10 protein-coding genes are annotated in these 18,335 nt (G+C 71.7%); 2 read left to right on the top strand and 8 right to left on the bottom strand.

What is annotated here, in order from left to right; all coding sequences use genetic code 11:
* The 4 genes from AB0K21_RS24365 to AB0K21_RS24350 all read right to left on the bottom strand — a co-directional run.
* Nucleotides 1–7,243 (bottom strand): amino acid adenylation domain-containing protein (locus tag AB0K21_RS24365; protein ID WP_364153366.1); only part of this gene is annotated, 7,243 nt, incomplete at its 3' end.
* Nucleotides 7,244–7,425: 182 nt separating this feature from the next.
* A complete protein-coding gene (locus AB0K21_RS24360) occupies nucleotides 7,426–9,804 on the bottom strand; it encodes an MMPL family transporter (RefSeq protein WP_343967261.1) in 2,379 nt (792 codons plus the stop codon).
* Nucleotides 9,801–10,073, bottom strand: a complete 273-nt coding sequence (locus tag AB0K21_RS24355; RefSeq protein WP_343967263.1) for an acyl carrier protein — start codon at nucleotides 10,071–10,073, stop codon at nucleotides 9,801–9,803. Before AB0K21_RS24355 ends, AB0K21_RS24360 begins: the two co-directional genes overlap by 4 nt.
* A 2-nt stretch (nucleotides 10,074–10,075) precedes the next feature.
* Nucleotides 10,076–11,812, bottom strand: a complete 1,737-nt coding sequence (locus tag AB0K21_RS24350; RefSeq protein WP_343967265.1) for a fatty acyl-AMP ligase — start codon at nucleotides 11,810–11,812, stop codon at nucleotides 10,076–10,078.
* A gap of 251 nt (nucleotides 11,813–12,063) precedes the next feature.
* Between AB0K21_RS24350 and AB0K21_RS24345 the strand changes: the two genes are divergently transcribed.
* Nucleotides 12,064–12,960, top strand: coding sequence for a cation diffusion facilitator family transporter (locus AB0K21_RS24345; protein WP_364153361.1), 897 nt, complete (start codon nucleotides 12,064–12,066; stop codon nucleotides 12,958–12,960).
* Here the strand turns inward: AB0K21_RS24345 and AB0K21_RS24340 are convergent.
* Nucleotides 12,950–13,510: a TetR family transcriptional regulator gene (locus tag AB0K21_RS24340; protein WP_343967269.1), complete on the bottom strand. Its 561-nt coding sequence runs from the start codon at nucleotides 13,508–13,510 to the stop codon at nucleotides 12,950–12,952. The genes AB0K21_RS24345 and AB0K21_RS24340 overlap by 11 nt on opposite strands.
* Nucleotides 13,511–13,591: 81 nt before the next feature.
* On the opposite strand from AB0K21_RS24340, the gene AB0K21_RS24335 reads away from it, so the two are divergent.
* On the top strand, nucleotides 13,592–15,178 hold the full coding sequence (locus tag AB0K21_RS24335; protein ID WP_364153357.1) for an MDR family MFS transporter: 1,587 nt from the start codon (nucleotides 13,592–13,594) through the stop codon (nucleotides 15,176–15,178).
* A 105-nt stretch (nucleotides 15,179–15,283) separates the two neighbouring features.
* Here AB0K21_RS24335 and AB0K21_RS24330 read toward each other — a convergent pair whose 3' ends face one another.
* From AB0K21_RS24330 to AB0K21_RS24320, 3 genes are all read right to left on the bottom strand, one after another.
* Nucleotides 15,284–15,787 carry an RICIN domain-containing protein gene (locus tag AB0K21_RS24330; RefSeq protein ID WP_343967273.1) on the bottom strand — a complete coding sequence of 168 codons (504 nt, stop codon included), beginning with the start codon at nucleotides 15,785–15,787 and terminating at the stop codon, nucleotides 15,284–15,286.
* A 197-nt stretch (nucleotides 15,788–15,984) separates the two neighbouring features.
* Nucleotides 15,985–16,899 (bottom strand): tetrahydrofolate dehydrogenase/cyclohydrolase catalytic domain-containing protein, encoded by a 915-nt coding sequence (locus tag AB0K21_RS24325; protein WP_364153383.1) that lies wholly within the window; start codon nucleotides 16,897–16,899, stop codon nucleotides 15,985–15,987.
* Nucleotides 16,900–17,040: 141 nt separating this feature from the next.
* The gene (locus AB0K21_RS24320) at nucleotides 17,041–18,213 is read right to left on the bottom strand and encodes a pyridoxal phosphate-dependent aminotransferase (protein ID WP_364153353.1); all 1,173 of its coding nucleotides are present in this window, start codon (nucleotides 18,211–18,213) and stop codon (nucleotides 17,041–17,043) included.
* Between the last annotated feature and the right edge of the window lie 122 nt (nucleotides 18,214–18,335).

The following is an 18,335-nucleotide window of genomic DNA, read 5'->3' as shown; positions in this document are numbered from 1 at the left end:
CCTCCCCCGCGAACCGCCGCAACTCCCCCACATCAAGCACCGGCCCCGCACCCACCGAGGCCGCCTCCCCCTCCGCCGAAACCCTCTCCGCCGAAACCCCCTCGGCCGGAACCACGTACGCCACCAACCGCCGATCCCCCGGCCGGTCCTCCCGCACCACCACCGCCACCCGCGACACCGACCCATGCCGGGCCAACACCGCCTCCACCTCACCCGGCTCAATCCGAAAACCCCGCACCTTCACCTGCTGATCAACCCGCCCCACGAACTCCACAACCCCGTCACCACGACGCCGAACCACATCCCCCGTCCGATACATCCGCCCACCACGACCACCGAACGGACACGCCACGAACCGCTCCGCCGTCAACCCCGCCCGCCCCAGATACCCCCGCGCCAGCTGCGCCCCGGCCAGGTACAGCTCCCCCTCCACCCCGGCCGGAACCGGCCGCAGCCACGAATCCAGCACATGGAGGCGGGTGTTCCAGACGGGGTGACCGATCGGCACGGAGGTGGTCTCGGTGCCGGGACGGTGCTCCCAGAAGGTGACGTCGACCGCGGCCTCGGTCGGGCCGTAGAGGTTGTGCACCGGCACCCCCAGCCGGGCCGCCGCCTCGTCGGCGAGCGCGGGCGGCAGTGCCTCACCGCTGCAGATGAGAAATCGAAGAGCCGCCCCCGTTCCGGACATCTCCGGCGAACCAGAAGGGGGCACCGCCTCCAGGAAGGCGGCCAGCATGGAGGGGACGAAGTGCAGGACCGTGATGCGTTCGGAGTCGATGAGCCCGGCGAGGTAGGACGGGTCCCGGTGCCCGTCCGGCCTGGCGACGACCAGGGCGGCACCGGTCTGAAGCGGCCAGAAGAACTCCCAGACCGACACGTCGAATCCGGCCGGCGTCTTCTGCAGAACGCGGTCCGCCGGACCCAGCCGATATTCGGACTGGGCCCAGAGCAGGCGGTTGACGATCGCACCGTGGGTGACCACGACCCCCTTGGGCCGCCCCGTCGAACCGGAGGTGTAGATCACGTACGCCGGACTCTCCGGCACGAGCGGCAGACCGAGATCGGAAGCCGGATACCCGGAGGCGTCTGCACGGCCCAGCCAGTCACCGTCGATCACCAGAACCGGCCGGGAGTCGTCCAGCATCGACGCGATCCGCGCCGCCGGAAGCCCCGGGTCGACCGGCAGGTAGGCGGCGCCCGCCTTGATCACGGCGTACATGGCGACCAGCAGGTCCGGTGACCTGGGCAGCATCAGCGCCACCACTCGTTCGGCTCCCACCCCGTGCTCGGCCACCAGCAGACGGGCCAGCCGGTTGGCTCGCGCGTTGAACGCCGCGTAGCTCAGCTCGTCCCCCTCGAACACCAGCGCCGTCGCGTCCGGCGTCCGCGTGACCTGGGCCTCGAACAGCGCGGCCAGCGTGGTGCGGGGCACGTCCGCGGCCGTGTCGTCCCGGTGGTCCGGCACGGGCTCGCCCGAGGAGAGCCCGTCGAGACGGCCTACGGCGGTGTCCGGCTCGGCGACCAGTTCGGCCAGCAGTCCCAGGAAACGGTCGAGCAGAGCCGCGGCCTCCGCCTCGGTGAACACGTCGGGCCGGTACTGCAGCCGGAAACGGAGCACGTCCCCCGGCACGACCAGCAGCGTGATCGGATAGTGCGTCGCGTCGGCCACGTCCGCCGAGGTCAGGTCAAGGTCGCCGATCGCCGTACGGGAGTCGACGGGGTAGTTCTCCATCACCAGCAGCGCGTCGAACAGGGGGCCGCGCCGGATCTCGGCAAGGCCGACGTGGTGGTGCGGCAGCAGTTCCGCCTGCTCGTCGCGGAGCCTGCGCAGCAGGTCACCCACGGTTTCCGCGGGGTCGAGCCGGACCCGGACCGGCAGGGTGTTGATGAACAGGCCGACCATGCGCTCGACCCCGGGCAACTCGGGCGGGCGGCCGGAGACCGTACCGCCGAAGACGACGTCCCGGCGGCCGGTCAGCCGGCCGAGCAGCAGGCCGAAGGCGGCCTGCATGACGGTGCTGAGCGTGCTGGAGCGCGTGCGGGCGAGAGCGGTGAGCGCCCTGGTCCGGCCGTCGTCGAGCTCGGCGGTGACCCTGGCGGGCGCGACCGGCTCGGCCGGGGCGTGCGGGGCGACGAGGGTGGGCTCGTCGAAACCGTCCAGCGCGTGCTCCCAGGCCCGCCGCGTGGACTCGCCGTCCTGACCGACCAGCCAGGCCAGGTAGTTCTCGTACGGTGGCGCGGGGACGGGCTCCTGGCCCGAGTACAGCGCGAACAGCTCGGCCGCCAGCAGCGGTGTCGACCAGCCGTCCAGCAGGATGTGATGGTTGGTGAGGATCAACCGGTGCCTGCCGGGTCCGAGCCGTACCAGCGCGAAACGGAGCAGCGGCGGCCGGGACAGGTCGAACCGCCGGGCCCGCTCCTCGGCGGCCACCGTCTCGGCGTCGATTCCCGCCACCTCCCGCCACGGCACCTCCACCCTCCGGTGCACCAGCTGCACCGGGTCGCCGCGCAGCTCGAAGGAGACACGGAGGTTGGGGTGTCCGCGGACCAGGCGTTCCGCGGCGGCCCTGAGCCGTGGCGCGTCGAGGGGGCCGCTCAGGTCCAGGGTCAGCTGGGCGGTGTAGACGTCCACCTCCAGCAGGGAGTGGAAGAACAGGCCGTGCTGGAGCGGGGCGAGCGGCCAGACGTCCTGGAGGCCGGGGCCGAGCTCGTCGAGGTCGTCCTGGGTGAGGGGTACCGCGACGTCGGAGGGGGTGAGGCCGCCTCCGACATGCCGGGAGATACCGGTCAGAGCCTCCGACCAGGCGGTGGCCAGCTCGGCGATCCGGTTGTCGGCGTGGCGGGTGGGATCCCAGGTCCAGGTGACGCGGAGGACGTCGCCGAGGGCGATCGCGTCGATCTGGATGCCGTGCCTGAGCGGGGCGGCGGCGTCCTGGCCGCCGGACAGCCCGCCGGCCACGGGCTCCCAGTCCAGCCCGGAGGAGGTGATCCGGCCTAGATAGTTGAAACCGATCTCCGGCTGGGGCAGTGCGGCGAGTGCGGGTGCGGTGTCGGGGTTGAGGTGGCGCAGCAGGCCATAACCCAGCGGGTCGGGAAGAGCGCGGAGCTGCTCCTTCACCCGCTTGACCGCCTGGCCCGCGGCCTGGCCGCCGTTCTTGAGATCGGCCCAGTCGACGGGGCCCGCGTCGATCCTGACGGGATGCACGGCGGTGAACCAGCCCACGGTCGCGGACAGGTCCACGCCGGGGAGGATCTGCTGCCTGCCGTGCCCTTCCAGGTCGACGAGCACGGAACGCCGCCCGCTCCACCTCGCGACCGCCGCCGCGAGCCCGGCGAGCAGCACGTCGTCGGCGTTCCCGTGGAAGGCACCCGGCACGCTGCCCAGCAGCGGCCCCGCCACGTCGGCGGGGAGCTCCACGACCGTCTCCCGCCGCTCCCCCCAGGTCCCCCGCTCGCGTACCGGCGCGGCGGGAGGGAGAGCCTCCCGGGGCAGGGCCCGCGCCGGTGAGGTCGGCGGGGAGGGCGTGAGGAGCGCGGTCCAGGCGGGGAGGTCGGCCACCCAGGCCGGGTTCACGGCCTCGGCCTGGAGCAGGCGCGCCCAGGCGCGGAAGGAGGTGGTGGGCTCGGGCAGGCGTACCTCGGTACCCGCTCTCCCGGCGCTCCAGGCCGCGAGGAGGTCGGGCAGCAGGATCCGCCAGGACACCCCGTCGACGGCCAGGTGGTGGATGACCAGCAGAAGCCGTCCGGACCGCTCGCGGCCCGCGTCGAACCACACGACCCGTACCATCCGTCCGGTGCCGGGATCGAGCTCACCCCGGACCCGCTCGGCATACCCGGCCACCGTCTCGTCCACCTCGTCCGGAACGTTCGAGACCTCCACCCGGCGCACGCAGTCCGCTGCCAGGACCGCTCCAGCCGGGGCGATCTCCAGCTCCCACGCCCCGGCACCCGCCGAAGGCGTGGACGTCCGGAGCCTCAGCGCGTCGTGGTGGTCCAGCACGATCTGGACGGCGGCCGTCAGGTCGTCGAGGCCGAGATCCGGGGGTACCCGGAGCACCACGCTCTGGCTGAATCCTTCGATCGGCCCCTCGCCCTCGGCGAGCCAGGCGACGATCGGGGTGAGGTCGACGGCTCCCGTGCCGTCATCCGCCGGGCCGTTCGGATCCGTGCCGTCCGCGGGCTCCTCCGCGACGTGGGCGACGAGGGCGAGGGCCTCGGGGGTCTGGTGCTGGAAGACCTGCTTCGGGGTGAGCGCGAGCCCGACCTCCCGTGCTCGGGAGACGAACCGGATGGCGAGGATGCTGTCGCCACCCAGGTCGAAGAACCCGTCGTCGGCCCCGGCCCTGGGCAGGCCGAGGACCTCGGCGAACAACCCGGCCAGCAGGCGTTCGCGGTCGGTCGCCGGCTCCCGGCCCGAGGTCTCCCCCGCGGGTTCCGGCAGGGCACGCCGGTCGAGCTTGCCGTTGGTGGTCAGCGGCATCTCGTCCAGCGTCACGATCGCGGCGGGCACCATGTACTCGGGCAGGGAGCGCCGCAGGTGCCTGCGCAGTTCCTCCGCGCTCGCGCCGCCGACCACGTACCCGACCAGCCGCAGGTCTCCTCCCGGCTCGGGCCCCCGGTCCCGGCGGGCCAGCACGGCCGCCTGCTCGACGCCGGAATGCGCGGCCAGTACCGCCTCGATCTCGCCCAGCTCGATCCGGAAACCCCGCACCTTCACCTGCTGGTCGGCGCGGTCGACGTAGTGGAGTTGCCCGTCGGCCCCCCAGCGGACCAGGTCGCCGGTGCGGTACATCCGCCCGCCGGGCACAAAGGGGTCGGCGACGAACCGCTCGGCGGTCAGCCCCGGCCGGTCCAGGTATCCGCGTGCCAGGCTGGGTCCCGAGACGTACAGCTCCCCGGTGGATCCCGGCGGGACCGGGCGCAGTCCGGCGTCCAGCACGTGCAGGCGGGCGTCGTAGACCGGGCGGCCGATCGGGGTCTCGCCGGGGAGGGTCAGCGGGTCGCTGCAGGTGACGACGACCGTGGTCTCCGTCGGCCCGTAAACGTTGATCATCCGGCGCCCGGCGGACCAGCGGCGGACCAGCTCGGGGCGGCACGCCTCGCCGCCCACCAGCAGGGTCCGCAGCCCGGGGAGCGGTCTGACCGGGACCGTCGCCAGCGCGGCGGGGGTGATGAACGCGTGCGTGACACGTGCCTCGGCGAGGAACCGGCCGAGCGGCTCACCGCCGTACACCCCGGCGGGCACCGGCACGAGCGCCGCACCCGCCGACAGGGCCATCAGCCATTCGAGCACCGCCCCGTCGAACCCGATCGAGGCGAACTGCAGGACCCGGCTGTCCTCGGTCACCGCGTACCTGTCGATCTCGGTGCGCGCGTACGCGGGCAGGCCCGCGTGGGTGACCACCACCCCCTTGGGACGCCCGGTGGATCCGGAGGTGTAGACGACGTAGGCCGGGTGTTCCGGCAGCAGCCCGGTCACCGGGTCGGTGGCGGGCAGGCCGTCGCCGGTCCAGGTGTCCATCTGGACGACCTCGATGCCGGGCGGCGTTTGGAACCCGGCGTCGGCGCGGGTCACCACGGCCGAAGGGGCGGCGTCGGCGAGCATCGTCGCCAGGCGCTCCGGCGGATGGCCGGGATCGAGGGGGAGGTAGGCGGCGCCGGACTTGAGGATGCCGAGGAACGCGACGGTCATGTCGAGGGAGCGGGGCACCGACAGGCCCACATAGCGGTCGGGTCCGGCACCGAGGGCGATGAGGTGGTGGGCCAGCCGGTTGGCCCGCGCGTTCAGCTCGGCATAGGTGATCTCGGTGTCCCCCGCGACGACGGCGACGGCACCGGGGGCGCGCCGCACCCGGTCCTCGAACAGGGAGACGGCCGTACCCGGCGGCACCTCGCGCGGCGCGGCGCCCCAGTCGGCCAGGAGCATGTGCTCGGCCTCGTCGAGGAGTTCCACGGCGCCGACGCGAATGCCGGGGCCCGCCTGGGCGACGCGGGTGAGGAAGCGCAGGAAACGGCCGTGGTGGTCGGCCAGCAGGGCCTCGCCGTACAGGTCGGGGTGGCCGTCGAAGTCGATGCGGACCCCGCGCCCGTCGGAGCCGTCGTAGAGGTTGATCGACAGATCCTCGACCGGCCCGGTGCAGAGCGGGTGCGCGACGGCGGTGTGACCGGCGAACTTCAGGTCGTAGTCGAAGCGCATGATGTTGACCACCGGGCCGAACAGCCGGTCGCCCACCGTGCCGCGAAGTTCGCGGCGCAGGTCCTCGTACCGGTAGCGCTGGTGCACCAGCAGCCGTCCGACCTCCCGGGTGACCTGGGCGGACAGCTCGCCGAAGGTCGTCTGCGGGGAGACCGTCAGGCGGAGCGGGAGCACGTTGGAGAGCATCCCCGGCGTTCGCCGGGCGGCGGGCGTGGTCCTGGCGGTGACGGCCAGCCCGAGGACCACCTCGCGGGCTCCGGTGAGGCGCCCCACGAAGGCCGCGATCGCCGCGATCATGAATCCGGAGACGGCCGTGCCGTGGGAGAGCGCGGCCTCGGTGAGCGCGGCGGCGTCGTGCTCACCGAGCGTGGCGCTCCGCCGGTTGAACCGCGAGGTGGCGGTGGTGCCGGGAGAGAGAGCGGGGACCGCGCTCAGATCGGCGAGTCTGCCGTGCCAGTGGCGGCGGTCGGCCTGGAAGTGGTCGGAGGCGCGGTAGGCGGCGTCCTCCTCCAGCAAGGTGGCCAGCGACTGGAAACCACCGGGGCCGGGGTCGCGGCCGTCGGCCAGTGCGGTGTAGACCTCGGCGAGACGCTGGGCGATCATCGGCCCGCTGTAGCCGTCCATGACCACGTGGTGGCAGCGCAGATACCACAGGTGGCGGTCGGGCGCGATCCGGATCAGGGCGGTTGCCACGAGCGCGTCCTCGCGGAACGGCGAGCGCAGGTCCTCCCGCATCCACTGCAGAGCGGCCCGCTCCGCACCGAGTCCCCCGTCGCCCGGTTCTCCCCCGGCGAGGTCGAGGAACGGGCACGGCACCTCGCGCTCCTCGACGATCTGACCGACCCGGCCGGCCCGGCCCGCCTCCTCGGTCTCGCCGCCGATGATCCGTACGTGAACGGCGTCGACCTCCCCGGCCGCGAGTCGCACGGCCGTGGCGAAGACCTCCGGATCGACCGGGCCGGAGATCTCTATGTACTGGGCAATGTAGAGCGGTTCGCCAGGGATAATCCGCTGGGCGTCCCATATTCCACTCTGCGCTGCAGACAATGGCAGGAGGGAATTCTTGCTGAACACCGTCGCCACGCTTTCCATCTGGGCCGGAAAATGCCTGACGGGCGCTTATTAGCACCTCGAAGGGGCAGAAACGCATTGTGTGCGCCGATCCACCCCCACGTTTATTACCGGCAAGTAAATCACAGGTGTGATCTGCCTCGCAATAACGCCTTTTATCATTTACCGCTAAACTCGCCTCCTACTTTTTCGCTCTTTCTCAAGGCGACCTTGCCGGATCCGAGCACCACGCGGGGGCGCACGAGCCGCCGGGGCCTGAGCATGACCCGCGGCCTGACCGCCACCGGCAGCCGGTATGGGCGCGGCCCGCGCCGCCACCAGCGGGTGCCCCTGGACAGGCGACTCGGCCACCAGACGGCGTCGCCGACGTCCAGGGTGAGCGCGGTCACCAGTACGGAACGGACGATCATCGTGTCGAGCAGCACCCCCACGGCCACCGCGAAGGCGATCTGGACCGTCTGCGTCAGCGGAAGCACCACCAGCACCGCGAAGGTGCCGGCGAGCACGACCCCCGCCGAGGTGATCACACCGCCGGTCGCGCCCAGGCCGAGGATCGCGCTGTGCGCCGTGCTGTAGCGGTGCGCCTCCTCCCGGACCCGGTGCATGAGGAAGATGTTGTAGTCGACACCCAGCGCCACCAGCAGGACGAAGACCAGCAGGACGAACCCCTGGTCCACCCCGGCGAAACCGAAGAGGTGCGCGAACGCCAGCGAGCTGATTCCCAGTGTGGCCAGGAACGACAGCACCACGGTGGCCAGCAGCAGCATGGGCGCGATGAGCGAGCGCAGCAGTACCGCGAGCACCGCGAAGACCACGAGCAGCACCAGCGGGATGATCACCACCCGATCCCGCTGCGCGCCGCGCTCCAGGTCGGCGATGAGCGCCACGTTGCCGCCCACGTTGACGTCCGGGGCGGCGACCGCCCGCAGCCGGTCGCGCAGGGCGAGCACCTCGTGCTGCTCGGCCTCCTCTCCGTCGCCCCCGCGTACCGTCACGTTGAGCAGGATGTCGCCGTTGCCCGCGGCGCCCAGCGAGATCGCGGTGACCTCCGGTCGCTGCGCGGTGTCCACGATCACGTCCCTGACGTACTGCTCGGTGGTGACCACCTGGACCGGGTCGGCCTCGCCCGAGGGGAAGTGCCGCTCGGCGGCCTCCTGCCCGACCACCGAGTCCGGCCTGGAGAGGAAGACGTCGGCGTTGCCCAGCCCGCCCGCCCGGTAGGAGGCCAGCCCGGACGCGCACAGGCAGAGCCCGAGGACCGTGACGACCCACACCAGACGGGGGTTCGCGTGGATCCTCCTGCCCAGGGCGCCCCATCTGCCATGGTCGGCGGGGTGCTCCTCGGCGTCCGGGTCGTGGTGCGGGACGAGCGGCCAGAAGACCCAGCGCCCGAAGACGACCATGACCGCGGGAAGCAGGGTCATCATGGCGAGCATCGCGCTGGTCACCCCGACCGCGGAGACCGGCCCGAGGCCCCTGGTGGAGTTGAGCTCGGCCACCACCAGGCAGAGCAGCGCGGCGACCACCGTCGCCGCGCTCGCCACCACCGCTGGCCCGGCCCTGCGCAGCGCGACCGCCATCGCCTCGTGCCGGTCGGCGTGCCTGCGCAACTCCTCGCGGTAGCGGGCGATGACCAGCAGCGCGTAGTCGGTGCCCGCGCCGATCACCAGGACCATGAGCAGCGAGACCGCCACGCTGCTGACCGTGATCGCGCCCGCGGCGGCGAGCAGGTAGTTCACCCCCATCGCGACGGCCAGCCCGACCAGCACCGTTCCCAGCGGGAAGAGCCAGAGGACCGCGCTGCGGTAGGTGATCAGGAGCACCACCACGGCCACGCCCATCGCGGCCAGCAGCAGGTCGCTGTCCACCGTCGAGAACACGGCCAGCGCGTCGGCCTGGAATCCGACCATGCCGGTGATGTACGCGGCCAGTCCCGCGGGGCGGCCCTCGTCCACCACCCGGCGGATCCGGTCGACGATCTCGGCGGTCTCCCTGCCGCCCTGGTCCCTGACGATCACCACGACCTGGACCGCCTCGCCGTCCCCGGACCGCTGCGTGGCGATCAACTTGATCGTCTTGGTCAGCCTGGGCGCCCGGAACTTCTGCTCGACCCTCCGCAGTTGCTCGGGCAGCCGTCCTCGGGCGTCCCGGTACGGCGCGAGTTCCCTGTCGAACTCCGCACGCCCGAAGGTCCTGCCGCCGGTGGGGGTGGGCATCTCGGCCACCACCCCGGGGACCCCGGCCAGTGCCTTGACGTCCCTGGCGATCTCGGCGTCATCGGCCTCGCCGAGACCGCCAGGCCGCTCGTAGACGATCGTCGCCGGGGAGAGGTTCTCCCCCTGCATGCCGAGGATGCGCCTGACCGCCTGCGCGGAGTCCGCGCTGGCGGGGAGGTATCCGGCGACGTCGTCCTGCTGCACCGACTCCAGCCGCCCGGCGAGGGAGGCGGCCACGACGACGACGCCGAGCCAGACGAGCAGCACCACCCACTTCGTGCGCCGCCCGCACAGCAGCCCGGCCAGCGACGCCCCGTTCATCGGCCCGTGCTCAGCCGTCCCAGCAGGTGGTCGGCCATGGCCGCGACCGTCGGGTGTTCCCAGGCCATGGTCGGCTCGATCTCCAGCCCGTACTCGGCCTCGATGTCCCCGCAGAGGCTGAGCGAGTAGACGGAGTCCATGCCGTACTGGGCGACCGGCACCAGCGGGTCGATCTCCTCCGGCGGGCGCATGACGTAGGAGGCCACCCGCGCCCTCAGCCAGCCGCGGATGATGTCCAGGTCTGCGGCGATCCCAGCGTCGGCGGACATGCTCACACTCCTTCTGATCGGACGCGTGCGGCGACGGCCGCCGTGAGCTCGGCGTGGACGACGGGCAGCGATCCGTTCAGCAGCAGGTCACGGGTGCGCGAGCGCTGGATCTTGCCGCTGGTGGTCTTGCCCACTCCGCCGCGCCTGACCAGCACGACGCTCATCGACGGCAGCCCGAAGGACCTGGCGAGCTCACCCTGCACGCCACGGGCCAGCTCTTCCGCGGGGGCGTCGAGGCCCCGTTCGCGAATCTCCTGGACGAGCACCACGTGCTCGCCCCCGGCACGTACGCCGAAGGCCGCCCCGGCCCCCAGCGACGGGTGCGCCTGCCGGGCGGCCTCCTCCAGGTCCTGGGGATAGAGGTTGCGCCCGTTGACGATGACGACGTCCTTGATGCGGCCGGTGACGTACAGCTCGCCGTCCAGCAGGAAGCCCAGGTCCCCGGTCCGCAGGAACGGCCCCTCACCCGCGGCGGTGCGCCCGCGGAAGGCGTCGCGGGTCGCCTCCTCGCGCTGCCAGTACCCCCGCGCGACGCTCTCCCCCCGTACCCAGAGCTCTCCGACCCGCCCGTGCGGCAGCTCGGTTCCGGTGCCGGGATCGACGACGTGCACGGACATGCTGATCGGCCGCCCGCAGCCGACCAGTTCCACGCCTTCTCCCGGGTTGTCCACCGGAACCGCCTCGTGCCGCTCCAGCGCCGCGACGTCGAACCCGCGGACCGTCGGCCCGTGCCCCAGCGGGGTGGCGGTGATCACCAGGGTCGCCTCGGCCATGCCGTACGCCGGGGCCCACGCCTTCTCACTGAAGCCCGCGGCTCCGAAGCGGCGCACCATCGCGCGCAGCGTGCCGGTACGCACCGGCTCGGCCCCGTTGAGCGCGAAGCGCAGGCTGGACAGGTCGAGCCCGGCCACCTGGGCGTCGGTGACCCGGGCCGCGCACCACTCGTAGGCGAAGTTCGGCGCGACGGTGTATCCGGCCCGGTATCGGCTGATCATCTCCAGCCAGAGCGCGGGGCGCATGACGAAGGCGATCGGCGAGGCGAAGTAGAGGTCGCCGCCCGCGTAGATCGGCTGGAGCAGCATGCCGACCAGGCCCATGTCGTGGTAGTGCGGCAGCCAGCCCACCCCGACGCCCACCTTGGGCGAGCCGATCGCCCGCCAGATCTCCCCCTCGTTGTGGAGCAGGTTGGCGTGGGTGATCATGACGCCTCTGGGCTCGCTGGTGGAACCGGAGGTGTACTGCATGTAGGCGAGGGTGTCGGGCCCCATCCGGGGCATCGTCCAGTCCCCGGGGTCGGGGAGGTCGAGAGCGTCGGTGGCCACGCACTCGACGGTGCCGTCCAGGCCGACATCGCGCAGCCAGGCGTCGAGCATGTCCAGATTGGCCGAGTCGGTGAGCACCAGCCGCACGTCGGCGTCCTTGATGATCCCCTCGGCGCGTTCCAGCGCACGGGGATCGGTCTGCGGCAGCGGCGAGGGCACCGCGACCACCCGGGAGTACAGGCACCCCAGGAACGCCGCCAGGAACTCCAGACCGGCCGGGTGAAGCAGCAGCACCGTCTGGTCCGTCATCCGCCGCCCCGTCAGCCAGGCGCCGATCGACCTGGCCCGTGCGTCGAGCTCGGCGAAGGTCAGACGGTCCTGCTCGACGAGCTCGCCCCTGCGGTCCTCCACGAAGGTGTAGGACCGTTCGTGCCCGTGCCGGTCCACCTGCGCGCGCACCCACTGCACAAAGGACATCTGGTCATCTCCCATGATGGCAAGAGACCCCAACATAGGAGGAAAGATCAGCCGGTCCCAGGCCTGGGCCGCACAAGCTCTCACCCGGTTTTACGCCGAAAGTTAGTACTTTCCCTCTCCCCGTTTCCGCCCCACGAGCCCGTGTACGGGGGCACGCGCGGGGGCATGGACGGAGCTGAATCTTGCCGAGTCAGGCGCACCTTGCTTAACATATGAGCAGATGTTCAGGTGTTGACAGAATGGATCTTACGATGGGTCACGGGCATGGCCATGGGCACCGCGCCGACGCCGACCGCCGCTACCTCGCGGCGGCGCTCGCCCTGCTGCTCGCCTTCATGGCGGCCGAGGTCGTCATCGGCATCGCCGCCAACTCCATCGCGCTGATCTCCGACGCCGGGCACATGCTCACCGACGCCGGCGCCATCGCGCTCGCACTGGTGGCGATGAGGATGGCGGCCCGCCCGGCCCGCGGCGCCTACACCTTCGGCTGGAAGCGGGCCGAGATCCTCTCCGCGGCAGTCAACGGGCTGACGTTCGTGGCGCTCGTCGCCTACTTCGTCTACGAGAGCGTGCGGCGGCTCATCGAGCCGCCCGAGGTCGCCGGAGCCCTGGTTTTCGGCACCGCCCTGGCCGGGATCGCGGTCAACGCCGTCGCCGCGTGGCTCATCGCCAGGGCCGACCGGAGCAGCCTCAACGTGGAGGGCGCGTTCCAGCACATCCTCAACGACCTGTACGCGTTCGTGGCCACCGCGATCGCCGGCGCGGTCGTCTGGCTCACCGGCTGGGGCCGGGCCGACGCGATCGCCGCCCTGGTCGTCGCGGCCCTGATGGCCAAGGCGGCCTACGGCCTGCTGCGCGACGCCGGACGCATCCTGTTCGAGGCCGCGCCCGACGGGGTGAACCCGACCGAGGTGAGCGCCGCGATCATCGCCCACGCGAGCGTGACGGGTGTCGAGGACCTGCACGTGTGGACGGTGACCAGCGGCTTCCCCGCACTCTCCGCGCACGTGACCGTCATGCCCGGCGGCGACTGCCACCGGGTCCGCCGCGAGCTGGCCGAACTGCTGCACCAGCGCTTCCACATCGACCACACCACACTGCAGGTCGACCACGTCCCCGGCACGGCATGCCACATGATCACCGGCTGAGGCAGGCCTCGAAGACCGCGGTGAGCCGGGCGATCACCGCCTCACGGTCGGGGACGTCGCTCGACTCGGGGCCGTAGAGCTGGCGCATCGTGCCGTTCCCGGTGATGAGCGCGGTGGCGATTCTCGCCCGGAAGGCCGCGTCGGGACCGGAGAGCCTTGCCGACAGGGGCTCCAGGATCGCCGAGCTGACCCGGTCCCGGATGAGATCGTGGATCTCCGGGCAGTTGGACGACCGGATGAGCGCGGCCATCACCGGACTCGCCTGGTCCGAGCGGAGCCGCTCGGCGATGTACTCTGCCAGGCGCCGGGGGAGCTCCTCCTCGGGGAAGTCCAGGACGCCGGGGAAGCGTCCCTGCATCGCGAGCACCTCGGCGAACAGCTCTCGTTTGCTGCCGAAGTAACGGTTGATCAGCGCTATGTTGGCATCCGCCTCGGCGGCGATCAGCCGCATCGTCACCTGGTCGTAGCCAAGGTCGGCGAACAGCCGGCGGGCGGCGTCGAGGATGCGCCGCCTGGTGCCCTCCCTGTCGCGCTGCCGTGTCTCATCCACCTACGCGATCCTTCCAGATTTGACGAGTAAACAAGCGTCTACTAACTTAATATGTACTCTACATGCATTGGGGGACGGTTCATGCCGACCGAACAACAGATCCGGGCCGAGGCCGCACCGGGTTTCACCCACAAACAGGTGCTGGAGATCCTGGCCGGACTGATGCTCGCCATGCTGACGTCGATGATCTCGACGTCCGTGGTGGGAACCGCGTTGCCGACGATCGTCGGCACGCTCGGCGGCCAGGACCAGCTCGCATGGGTGGCCAGCGCGACCCTGCTGACCATGACCGCCTCCACCCCGATCTGGGGCAAGGTATCCGACCTCTACGGCCGCAAGCTCATGTTCCAGGTCGCCCTGGTCGTCTTCGCGGTGTCCTCCGTAGCCGCCGGGTTCTCCCAGGACATGGGCCAGCTCATCGCCGCCAGAGCGGTGCAGGGCATCGGCGCCGGCGGGCTCGCCGCGCTCCCGCAGATCATCCTCGGCGACGTGGTGGAGCCCCGCGAGCGCGGCCGCTACTCCGGCTACATCGGCGCGGTCTTCGGCGTCTCGACGGTGGCCGGCCCGCTGCTCGGCGGGTTCATCGTGGACAACATGTCCTGGCGCTGGACGTTCTGGATCTGCGTGCCGCTGGCCGTGGTCGCGTTCGTCGTCATCCAGAAGGTGCTGAAGCTGCCCTTCACCCGCCGCGACACCAAGGTCGACTGGTGGGGCGCGACCTTCATCACCGGCGGCACCACCGCGCTGATGCTGCTGCTCTCCCTCGGCGGCAAGGAGTTCGGCTGGAACTCCGGGTGGACCTACGGCCTGGGCGCGCTCAGCCTGGTGATGTTCGGCCTGGCCGTCGTCGCCGAGCGCAGGGCGGCAGACCCGATCCTGCCCCCGCACCTGTTCCGCAACCGCACCTTCGTGCTCACCTCCGTCGCCTCCCTACTGGTCGGCGCGGCGATGTTCGGCGCGCTGATGTTCCTGCCCCAGTACCTGCAGATCGTCAAGGGCATGAGCCCCACCGGCTCCGGCCTGATGACCCTTCCCCTGGTGCTCGCCCTGCTCGTCTCCTCGATCGCGGTCGGCAGGTTCGTCAGCAGGACCGGCCGGTGGAAGATCTTCCCCGTGGTGGGCATGCTGCTGGTCGGACTCGGCCTGTTCCTCCTGTCGCGCCTGCACGTCGACAGCTCGCTGCTGCTTGTCGGCGTCGACAACGCGGTGCTCGGCGTCGGGCTCGGCGCCACCATGCAGATCCTGATCCTGGCCGCGCAGAACGCGGTGTCCAGGGCGGACCTCGCCTCGACGACCTCCGGCGTGTCGTTCTTCCGCTCCCTGGGCAGCGCGGTGGGTGTCGCCGCCTTCGGCGCGATCCTGGCCAACCGCCTCACCGCGGAGCTGATCTCCCTGGCGAAGGCCGCGAAATTGCCGCTGAGCGGTGGCGCGACCCCCAACCTCGGCTCCCCCGAGGTCATCCACCAGCTCCCCGCACCGGTCCTGGAGATCATCCTGGAGGCCTTCACCCGGGCGATGAGCGCGGTCTTCCTGGTCGGCGTCCCGATCGCCGTCCTCGCCGCGGTGACCGCCCTGATGATCAAGGAGATCCCGCTGCGCTCGGCCCGGTCCGCCGCCCCGGCCACCGCCGCCGATCCGGCCGCCCCGCCGGTCACCGTCGGCAGGTAGCGAACCTCCCCGCACACCGCCCGGGGCCGGCCCACTCTCCGCCGGCCCCGGGCTCCGGTGCACGGGAGGGCAGGGTGCGATCCCGCCGCCCGGGAGTGACGGCGGTCAGAGCGTCCACTTCTGGTTGGCCCAGCCGTTGCAGTTCCACAACTGCACCTTGGTGCCGTTCGAGCCGATGGTGCCCAGGTCCGCGTCCAGGCAACGCCCGTTGTACATGCTGTAGATCGTGTGGCTCGTCGCGTCGTAGATCCACTTCTGGTTGGCCCAGCCGTTGCAGTCCCAGAGCTGCACCTTGGTGCCGTTCGCGTTGATGGTGCCCAGGTCCGCGTCCAGGCAGCGCCCGTTCTCCCTGCTGTGGATCGTGTGGCTGGACACGTCATAGCTCCACGACTGGTTGTCCCAGCCGTTGCACCCCCACAGCTGCACCTTGGTGCCGTTCGGGCCGATGGTGCCCAGGTCGGCGTCCAGGCAGCGCCAGTTCTGGTGGCTGCGGATGGGCCCCCAGGCGGCGGACACCGAACTCGAGGCGGTCACCGCACCGGGGACGAACCCCGCGCAGCCGAGCGCGACCGCCGCCGCCGACGCCAGCACCCTGAATCTCCGTCGCATCGTCGATGCTCTCCTTCCTGCGGGTCACGGGAATGGAGAGCGACGTGCACCATCGGAAGACCCCCGCCCCCGATGACCACTCTCCGCAGCAGAACGTACACGCAGGGCGATCGGTTTCAGGGTGGCGACACGACGGTCGGCGTTTCGCGGGACGCGGCCACCCGGTGGCCTCCCCCGGAGGGAGGCCACCGGGGGACTCACCTGGAGGCCGTCGCGCGCTCGGCCGCGGTGATCGCGTTGCGGAACAGCATCGCGACGGTGGTGGGCCCGACCCCGCCGACCCTGGGGGTGATGGCCCCGGCCACCTGGGCGCAGGACTCGTCGACGTCGGGCAGCAGGCGCCTGCCCTCGTAGCGCACGCCGCCGCCGATGACCACGGCACCGGGCTTGACGTGCTCGGGCTGGATGATGCCCGGCACACCCGCGGCGGCGACGAGGACGTCGGCGCGGCGCGTGTAGCGGGGCCAGTCGCTCACCCCGGTGTGCACGACGGTGACGGCGGCGTTCGCCGTCGGGCGCTTCTGCGCGAGAAGGATCGACAGGGGCCGCCCGAGCGTGGCCCCGCGCCCGAGGATCACCACCTCACGACCGGCGACCGGGATGTCGTAGTAGGCCAGCAGCGCCTCGATCCCCGCGGGCGTGCACGGCAGCGGGCCGGGGAGCTCCAGCGCCAGCCGCCCGATGTTGAGCGGGTGCATGCCGTCGACGTCCTTGTCGGGATCCATGACCTGCAGGGCCCGGTCGTAGTCGAGGTGCCTGGGGACGGGATGCTGCACGAGCAGCCCGTGCACCGCCGGGTCGTCGTTGAACGCGGTGATGACCGCGTGCAGGTCCGCCTGGGTGGCGCTCGCGGGCAGGTGCTCGTGCGGCGAGGCGAAACCGAGCTCGGCGGCCTGCCGCTGCTTGATCCGGATGTATCCGGCGCTGGCGTCGTCGTCTCCGACGAGGACCGTCGCCAGGCTCGGGGTGACGCCCACGCGGGTCAGCGCGGCCGCCCGCGCGGCCACGTCGTCGAGGATGCTCTGCGCGACCGGGCCGCCGGGAAGCAGCCGGGCGGACGGCGCGCTCCCGGGCTCCGAGCCGTCTGAGCCGTTTCGAACGGGCTGGGACATACGTGTCCTCTCGGCGTGGGCGCCCAGGCGGTCGACTCCCACGACGAGCTCCCCGATGGTTGATGCCATCCCCTTGCCGCCAGTCGCGTCATCCCCCAGGATGCCCGATCGGCATCCTGAAGGTCGAACCGCCCCCACCCGTCAGGAGGGGGTGCCGAGCCGGGCCAGGCGGCTCACCGCCTCGTCGATGACCTCGTCCCGCTTGCAGAAGGCGAAGCGGACGAAGTGGCTGCCACGCTCGGGGCGGGCGTAGAAGACCTGGGTGGGGACGGCGACCACGCCCGCCAGGGACGGCAGCTCCCGGGCCAGGGCGAGACCGTCGGTGAAGCCGAGGGGGCGGATGTCGGTCTGCACGAAGTAGGTGCCCGCGGGGCGGTAGACCTCGAAGCCCGCCGCGGCCAGCCCCACCGCCAGCCGGTCGCGCTTGGACTCCAGGTCGGCCCGGAGCCGGGAGACCCAGTCCAGCTCGTGGCGGAGGCCGTGGGCGACGGCGAGCTGCCAGGGCGCGGCGGCGGTGAAGGTGAGGAACTGCTTGACGGTCTGCACGGCCCTGACCAGCTCGGCCGACCCGCAGATCCAGCCGGTCTTCCAGCCGGTGACCGAGAAGGTCTTGCCCGCCGAGGAGATCATCACGGTCCGCTCGCGCATGCCGGGCAGGGTGGCCAGCGGGACGTGCTCGACGCCGTCGAAGGTCAGGTGCTCGTAGACCTCGTCGGTGACGGCGACCAGATCGCGCTCCTGGCAGAGCAGGGCGATCTCCTCCAGCTCGGCCCGGGTGAGGACCGTGCCGGTGGGATTGTGCGGGGAGTTGACCAGGATGACGCGGGTGCGCGGTCCGGCCGCGGCGCGCAGCTCGGCGGGGTCGAAGGTGAAGCGGCCCTCGACGGGGCGCAGGGTGACCGGGCGGAGCACCGCTCCGGCGAGGGCGACGGAGGCCGCGTAGGAGTCGTAGTACGGTTCGAACGCGATCACCTCGTCCCCCGGCTCGCAGAGCGCCAGGATCGCCGCCGCGACGGCCTCGGTGGCGCCGACGGTGACGAGGATCTCGCCGTCGGGATCATAGGAGAGGCCGTAGTGGTCCTTGCGGTGCTCGCAGACGGCCTGGCGCAGCTCGGGCACACCCGGCCCCGGCGGGTACTGGTTGGCGCCCTCGCGGATCGCCGACACCGCACGCTCCAGCATCGCCGCGGGCCCGTCGGTGTCGGGAAAGCCCTGCCCCAGATTGATCGAACCCGTCCGCAGGGCCAGCGCCGACATCTCGGCGAAGATGGTCGTGCCGAACCCGCGCATCCGTGTCACCAGAGGATCGTCCACGCGCCCCAGCGTAATCGGCGCCCCGGATCACTCGTCCGCGACCGTGCGGGTACGGCGCCGGCGCGGATCAACCGATCACTCCACCTCGCATACCGCCGGAGTCGTCGGTGCGCGAGACCGGC

This window comes from Streptosporangium sp. NPDC049248, assembly GCF_040678965.1.
GTDB classification, from domain to species: Bacteria; Actinomycetota; Actinomycetes; order Streptosporangiales; family Streptosporangiaceae; genus Streptosporangium; species Streptosporangium fukuiense.
Note: the sequence above shows the minus strand (reverse complement) of the source record. Positions and strands in the feature narration are given on the sequence as shown.

Coding starts and splice junctions, on each gene's coding strand:
- AB0K21_RS24360 (WP_343967261.1), bottom strand. CDS start 9,804: ATGAACGGGGCGTCGCTGGCCGGGCTGCTGTGCGGGCGGCGCACGAAG.
- AB0K21_RS24355 (WP_343967263.1), bottom strand. CDS start 10,073: ATGTCCGCCGACGCTGGGATCGCCGCAGACCTGGACATCATCCGCGGC.
- AB0K21_RS24350 (WP_343967265.1), bottom strand. CDS start 11,812: ATGTCCTTTGTGCAGTGGGTGCGCGCGCAGGTGGACCGGCACGGGCAC.
- AB0K21_RS24345 (WP_364153361.1), top strand. CDS start 12,064: ATGGGTCACGGGCATGGCCATGGGCACCGCGCCGACGCCGACCGCCGC.
- AB0K21_RS24335 (WP_364153357.1), top strand. CDS start 13,592: ATGCCGACCGAACAACAGATCCGGGCCGAGGCCGCACCGGGTTTCACC.
- AB0K21_RS24330 (WP_343967273.1), bottom strand. CDS start 15,787: ATGCGACGGAGATTCAGGGTGCTGGCGTCGGCGGCGGCGGTCGCGCTC.
- AB0K21_RS24325 (WP_364153383.1), bottom strand. CDS start 16,899: ATGTCCCAGCCCGTTCGAAACGGCTCAGACGGCTCGGAGCCCGGGAGC.